Raw genomic sequence first — 6,583 nt, 5'->3', positions numbered from 1 at the left:
GGAAAGCGAGCATCTGGAGGGGAAATCAACCACAACTCACTACCTGGTAAATAGCAACAAAGTATGTGAAAACAGCCAAATGTAAAAAAGGCTGCATTCAAGATGAACTGATCATCTTGGATGCAGTCTTTTTCGAAGCCGTGAGTTTTACTTGGATTCACTTAAAGAATAGCGATAAAATAAATGTCCAAATGCACACGAAGGCTAATAACCCAAAGCTGTATTTCAATGTCATTTTCGTTAAAGCGGATTCTTTTCCGGTTTCGCCAACTGCAGCCGTCGCGATTACAATCGATTGTGGAGAAACGAGCTTTGCCATGACGCCCCCGGCAGTGTTTGCGGAAACCAATAATGATGAGTTTGTCCCTATGATGTTGCCTGCCGTAGCCTGTATTGGAGCAAATAACGTATTGTTATTCACTACAGATCCAGTCATGAACACGCCGATCCATCCTAAAAGCGGTGATAATAGCGGGAAGATATGTCCTGTTGTCGCAACCGCTTCCCCCAAAACATTTGTTAATCCACCATATGACATCAATTTGGCTATGGCGATGATCGCACAGATCATGATGATTGGAATCCGAAACTCTAAAACCGTTTTTTTCAGGAGGGAAAGACCTTCACTGACATTAATGGCTTTCGTCGTAGCGATGGTCGTCAGCGCAGCCAATAAGATCGCTGTTCCCGTTGCACCGATTAAATCAATGCCGATCGTAATCGAAGATCCCGGAAATATGAATTTCAGGACAGCCGATTCAAGGATACTTCCTTGAGAGAACAGTCCTTTAAAGGCAGGAAAGCTCCAAATCAAAACAAATAGCGTCAATAGATAAAATGGAGACCATGCCTTTACGATATCACCCATTGAATGTTTTTCGAATTCAAATTCCTTGCCGTTGAGTAAAAATAGATGTTTAGGCTGCCACTTATTAAGAAATAACGCCAGCACCCCCATGGTTAAGAGAGATGGAATAATGTCAGCTAACTCTGGGCCTACAAAAACGGTCATGATCGCCTGGGGCACCGTATAAGTAATCGATGTCACTAATAAGGCCGGCAATACTTCTCTGATCCCCTTAAAGCCATCCATCAGCCATATTAATAAAAACGGAATGGTAAAGTTAATGAGCGGCAGTGTTAAGGCCGTCATCATGGACACATTCATCGATGTTACATTTTCCAAGCCGAATGTCCCGATGATGCCAACCGGTATGCCGATTGCCCCGAATGCTCCCGAAGCACCATTAGCTATTAGACAGAGCATCGCTGCCTGTAAAGGCTTGAATCCCAATGAAACCAATAGGACGGCGCAGATTGCGATCGGTACACCAAAACCTGCTGCTCCTTCAAGAAAGGCGTTAAAGCAAAAACCAATAAGTAAGAGCTGAAGGCGTTGGTCTTGTGAAATCCCTGCTATGCTACCGCGTAACACCTCGAACTTTCCGGATTTAACAGAGATTTTATATAACCAGACCGCCATCACGATGATATAGCCAATCGGCCATATCCCTTGGAACATACCTTGAACCACACTTCCGACTGCTTCTCCCAAAGGTAGCTTAAAGAGGAAAAGGACGATAAGAAAGGTAACAAATAAGTTTAGAAGGGCTGCGTGGATTCCTTTCATCTTAAAAATCGTCAAGCATAATAGAAATAAAAGGATCGGTATAGCTGCAACTAATGCTGAAATGGCAAGATTATTAAATGGGTTGTATGTTTGCACTAACATAATGACAGCTCCCTGCGTAAGAAATTCTGGTTAGTGTATGAACTACTCCCAAAATTGGGCTTGAATATCTTGAAGCGTATGAACAGAGCGGGCAAACTGTTCTTTTTCGCTCTCGTTTAGGGTAAGTTCGACAATGTTTTTTGCGCCTGTGCGATTAATGACTGTAGGGGTACCAATATAAACATCACTATGGCCATATTCGCCTTCCAACAATGAGCCAACTGGTAAGACGACATTTTCATTCTTTAAGATCGCTTTTGTGATTCTCGCCAATCCCATGGCGATTCCATAATACGTAGCACCCTTCGACTCAATGATCTGGTATGCAGCATCACGGACTTGAACGGCAATCTCTTTTTTTCTTGCTTCATTTAATTTTGGACCTATCGGCAATCCGGAAAAATTGGCAGAGCTCCAAACCGGAAGTTGTGAATCACCATGTTCACCAATGATATAGGCATGGATACTTGTAGGTGCGGTATTAAATTCTTGCCCTAATAAAGAGCGGAATCTTGCAGAATCTAATATAGTCCCTGAACCAATCACTTTTTCTTTCGGTAAACCGGAAAATTTCCATGTCGCATATGCCAAAATGTCTACTGGATTCGTTGCGACCAAGAAAATGCCATTAAATCCAGCTTTCATGATGCTGCCTACGATCGATTCAAAAATGTTCATGTTTTTCCTTACAAGATCCAGCCTGGTTTCTCCAGGCTTTTGAGCGGCTCCAGCACATATGACTACGATTGCAGCATCCCTACAGTCCTCGTATGATCCGGATTTTATATTCATGGCACTAGGCGCATACACAAGACCATGATCTAGGTCCATAACATCGCCTTTCGCTTTTTCTTGATTCAAATCGACAAGAACCAACTCATCACATATTCCTTGATTCATCAAAGCATAGGCATAACTAGAGCCAACTGCACCAGTACCAACTAAAACGACTTTATTTCCCTGTGTAGAATTCATAATGAATACCTCCAATTTTTTCGAATGTAAAACCTTCCTTAAAAGGATATCTCCACCCCTTTAGTATGTGAAACATTTCACAAGAAGTTGTAAAAAAATTTGCAGGCTTGCATGTTTTTATGTTTGCAGAGCTGTAATAAACAATAACATTGTGAAGTATTTCACAATGTTATTGTACTACATAGCACTATAACATTTCAACAAACAAAAATATTTAATTAGTTTTTTTTTACATGATAGTAGCACCGTTTGCAGTAGTTGTCGGATCGGATCTGAGCAAAGTGAAGGCAGCTTAAAAAGGAGATGATACATGAAGCAAAGAATATAGTGTAAAGAAGGGATTTTCCGAAATAAAATAAAAAGGAGCTAAAAAGGTGTATATCATAATTGGAATACTAGTCGTCGTAATTGCATGTGTATTAACTGCCAAAATAATTTCCTATAAATACTGGACTTGTATCTATACGGCATTTGGAAATGATAATTATTTTAAGGTGATAGCGAAATTGGAAAACGAGGGTATACAGTTCAAAACGAAAACGCCTATGAATTTAGGTTCCCAGTATTTTCAAAATCGCCATAAAACCACTCAATATGATGTTTTTGTAAAAAAAGAACATGAGCAAATTGCCCAAAGGGCCGTGCACAAGAATTGATAAATGGAAACTGGCTGTCCTGGTGGCAGTCTTTTTTTACTTGGAAGGAAAGTTAAAAGGAGAGAATTTAAACTTAATGAAGAATTTGGGCTAATAAATCATATCGGAGAAAGGGAATTGAAAGATGAAAAAACAATTGCTTAAAATTTCTGAAAAAGAAGAACTTGTCGAATTATACTCGGATACAAATGATTTAAGAAAATTCGGTGTGGCTAAGATACTAAAAGTGTCAGATGCGTTTGTAGTGGCCGCTAATATTACTTCAACCGGGTTGTATGATGGATACAGTTTACTTTATCTTGAAAGCATTCACCAAATCAATGTCAATACGAAATACATTAAGAAAATCAAGAGATTATATATGGCAAAAAAACAAAATCATATTGAATTCGTTGATGGAAATGAAGATTTACTTTTGAGTTTTCTGGATTTTGCACATGAAAATAACTTCATGGTTTCAGTTGAACTTTTTAATACGGGATATGGTGATGTGCAGGGTTTTATTAAAAACCTGGAAGATGATATATTTGTAATTTCAATGGTGAACGAAGTGGGGGAGCTTGATGGTGAAGCATTCATTAAGTCGGATGCCATACATACCATTTCATGCGATGGTGAAAATGAATTCAATTTAATGCATTTATACTTCAGGAAATGAAAGTTCAAGGGTAATGCTGCTTTCTGCAAAGTGCTGCTAACCTATAATTTAATAGAGGATAAAAGAAAGAAAAAGGCGCAGATACTTTTGTTTTTTATAGTTTCAAAGACTGAAAATTTGTATAATGGTTGAGATGGATTAGAGGTTTCAAAAATGAATGTACATATAGGAGGGGCATGGATGAGTAAGCTTAATGGCAGGACCATTGCTTTATTGGGAGCGAGGAAGACGGAAGAACTTAGTAAAATCGTTGATAATCTTGGGGGAGTCCCGCTCGTTCGTCCAGCACAGGGGACGGTATTCCTTGATGATTCCCATTTGGAAGAGGATGTCACCCGTTTGATGGCAGGAGAGTTCGATTGGATCATCCTGACGACGGGAGTGGGGACGGAACTATTATATAAAACGGCATTGAAGATGGAAGCGGGAGAGCGTTTCATAGAAGCTTTGCAGTCCATGAAAATTGCGGCTAGGGGCTATAAAACAGTCAATATGCTGAAAAAACTTGGCTTGCAGCCATTAATCCGTGATGATGATGGCAGTACGGCAGGGCTCGTTCGAAATCTGGAAGGCCATCTGTCCGGAGATGTAATGGTCGCTTTGCAGCTTCACGGCGATCCAGCGCCTCTTTTGATGAATTGGCTGGATGAGCAAAAAGTGGAACATAAAGAAATCCTTCCATACGAACATATACCGCCCGAAAAAGAAACGATGCGTCAGCTGATCGAAGAAATTCTTGGAGGGAAGGTAGATTCTGTCGTGTTCACGAGCGCACCTCAGCCTCGTAATTTGATGAAATTTGCCCGTGAACAAGGTGTGGAAGATAAAATAATCGACTGGTTTAAATCCGATGTGATTGCTCTTGCTGTCGGAAAAGTAACGGCACAAGTGGTAATAGATGAAGGAATCAAGCGGGTCATATATCCAGAAGATCAACGGATGGGCAGTGCAATGGTGGAGCTGGTGAAATATTATCAGGGCATTGCAAGCAGATAAGGGTGAGTGCGGCATGAACAAGGGCAAAGTCTATTTTGTGGGGGCAGGTCCGGGTGATGTGGGCCTGATTACCGTAAAAGGACAAAAGGCGATCGAAAAAGCGGATGTCATTTTATATGACAGGTTGCTAAGTCCCAAACTATTGGAGGCTGCCACTCTTGATTGTGAGTTGATATATTGTGGTAAGACACCTTATACGAATGGTATCAGCCAAGGGGAGATAAATGAGCTGCTTGTGTCCAAAGCAATGGCAGGGCATCGGGTCGTCCGTTTGAAGGGCGGTGATCCTGCCGTCTTTGGAAGAGTCGGGGAGGAAGCGGGATCGTTGAAAGAACAGGGGATCCCATTCGAAGTCATTCCGGGGGTTACGTATGGCATTGCCGCATCCATGTACGCAGGAGTTCCCGTCACGCATCGGGATTATGGACGTTCCTTTGCGATGGTTACGGCCCATGATCAAACGAAGAAGGATATAGATTGGAATGGGCTTGTGAATAGTATGGATACGGTTGCCTTTTATATGGGTGTGGCCAACCTTCCTTATATCCGCGAAAATTTGATCAATCATGGAAAGCCAGGGAATACGCCGGCACTCGTCATTCAATGGGGCACTTATGGAAGACAGGAAACGGTCGAGGGGACCTTGGACGATATCGTCGAAAGGGTATGTGAAAGGTCGCTTGGCAATCCGGCGGTCACCTTGATAGGAGATATCATTTCACTAAGGGGCAAACTGCAATGGTTCGAAAATAAGCCTCTATATGGACAACGATTTTTAGTGGCCCGTACCGGGACGGCAAAGAGTTCATTGGCAGAAGCCCTGCATGAACTTGGCGGTGATGTCATCGAGTTTCCTAAATGGAATGCGGCAAAAGTGAAAATTGAAGAAAGTCAGCTGCTCTCGTTTCTTTTGTATGATCGAATTCTCTTCACTTCACCCGAAAGTGTCCATGGGTTCTTAGATTTACTAGCTGAATATGCCATTGATTACCGCCGGATTTCTTCGGAACTTTATGTATTATCGAGGAAATCGAAGAAAGTTTTACAACAACGCGGACTGATGGCCAAGCTCAAATCCGAGATGGTGGAAACTGGAACACTGTTGGTTATTGGAGATAGGGAACAGGAACAAATGGATTCGGAATATGGGGCAGAAGCTTATTTTCAATCCATCGATAAATTTGTTGATGAAAGATTCCTTGAAATCCTTCCGGGAATGCTGGACGGGAAAGAAGTCGATACGGTACTTTTTTCGAATCAGCATTCAGTGGATATGCTGATGGAATACGGGAACAAGGCAGACGTGGATATTGAAGCGCTGCTAAATCAAGCCTCCATCGGGGTAATCGGGAAAAGCACCGGCAAAAGACTTGAAGACTATGGATTTGCACAAGATATGATGCCCAATGAGCCGTCTGTCGAAGAATTGGTGGCGTTGATCGTGAATAGGAATGTTTATTAGACTCTGAAAAAAAACAGAGTCTTTTTCCTTGTGTGCCAGGCATGGCAACTATCTAGGTGGTGAAAGTCCACTGTGGGGGTACACATCGACCAACCACTAAGGAA

The 6,583-nt window shown here is 41.8% G+C and carries 6 protein-coding genes; 4 read left to right on the top strand and 2 right to left on the bottom strand.

The annotated features are described in order from the left end of the window. Window positions 1–157 precede the first annotated feature (157 nt). Both ACFX4X_RS24940 and ACFX4X_RS24935 read right to left on the bottom strand, forming a co-directional pair. Window positions 158–1,732: an L-lactate permease gene (locus ACFX4X_RS24940; protein WP_377387491.1), complete on the bottom strand. Its 1,575-nt coding sequence runs from the start codon at window positions 1,730–1,732 to the stop codon at window positions 158–160. Window positions 1,733–1,774: 42 nt separating this feature from the next. Then, window positions 1,775–2,707: an L-lactate dehydrogenase gene (locus ACFX4X_RS24935; protein WP_377387488.1), complete on the bottom strand. Its 933-nt coding sequence runs from the start codon at window positions 2,705–2,707 to the stop codon at window positions 1,775–1,777. Between the two features lie 374 nt (window positions 2,708–3,081). Here ACFX4X_RS24935 and ACFX4X_RS24930 point away from each other — a divergent pair, with 374 nt between their 5' ends. The 4 genes from ACFX4X_RS24930 (at window position 3,082) to cobA (ending at window position 6,479) form a co-directional block, all read left to right on the top strand. Beyond that, a complete protein-coding gene (locus ACFX4X_RS24930; RefSeq protein ID WP_377387485.1) occupies window positions 3,082–3,363 on the top strand; it encodes a hypothetical protein in 282 nt (93 codons plus the stop codon). Window positions 3,364–3,487: 124 nt separating this feature from the next. Continuing rightward, the gene (locus ACFX4X_RS24925; RefSeq protein ID WP_377387482.1) at window positions 3,488–4,021 is read left to right on the top strand and encodes a hypothetical protein; all 534 of its coding nucleotides are present in this window, start codon (window positions 3,488–3,490) and stop codon (window positions 4,019–4,021) included. Window positions 4,022–4,201: 180 nt separating this feature from the next. Continuing rightward, window positions 4,202–5,017: a uroporphyrinogen-III synthase gene (locus ACFX4X_RS24920; RefSeq protein WP_284469993.1), complete on the top strand. Its 816-nt coding sequence runs from the start codon at window positions 4,202–4,204 to the stop codon at window positions 5,015–5,017. Window positions 5,018–5,030: 13 nt separating this feature from the next. Continuing rightward, window positions 5,031–6,479, top strand: a complete 1,449-nt coding sequence (cobA, locus tag ACFX4X_RS24915) for a uroporphyrinogen-III C-methyltransferase (protein ID WP_377387479.1) — start codon at window positions 5,031–5,033, stop codon at window positions 6,477–6,479. The last annotated feature ends 104 nt before the right edge of the window (window positions 6,480–6,583 follow it).

The organism is Peribacillus sp. YIM B13481, assembly GCF_042787985.1.
GTDB lineage: Bacteria > Bacillota > Bacilli > Bacillales > DSM-1321 > Peribacillus > Peribacillus simplex_A.
This window is presented reverse-complemented; position numbering and strand designations above follow the sequence as displayed.

Coding starts and splice junctions, on each gene's coding strand:
- cobA (WP_377387479.1), top strand. CDS start 5,031: ATGAACAAGGGCAAAGTCTATTTTGTGGGGGCAGGTCCGGGTGATGTG.
- ACFX4X_RS24920 (WP_284469993.1), top strand. CDS start 4,202: ATGAGTAAGCTTAATGGCAGGACCATTGCTTTATTGGGAGCGAGGAAG.
- ACFX4X_RS24935 (WP_377387488.1), bottom strand. CDS start 2,707: ATGAATTCTACACAGGGAAATAAAGTCGTTTTAGTTGGTACTGGTGCA.
- ACFX4X_RS24925 (WP_377387482.1), top strand. CDS start 3,488: ATGAAAAAACAATTGCTTAAAATTTCTGAAAAAGAAGAACTTGTCGAA.
- ACFX4X_RS24940 (WP_377387491.1), bottom strand. CDS start 1,732: ATGTTAGTGCAAACATACAACCCATTTAATAATCTTGCCATTTCAGCA.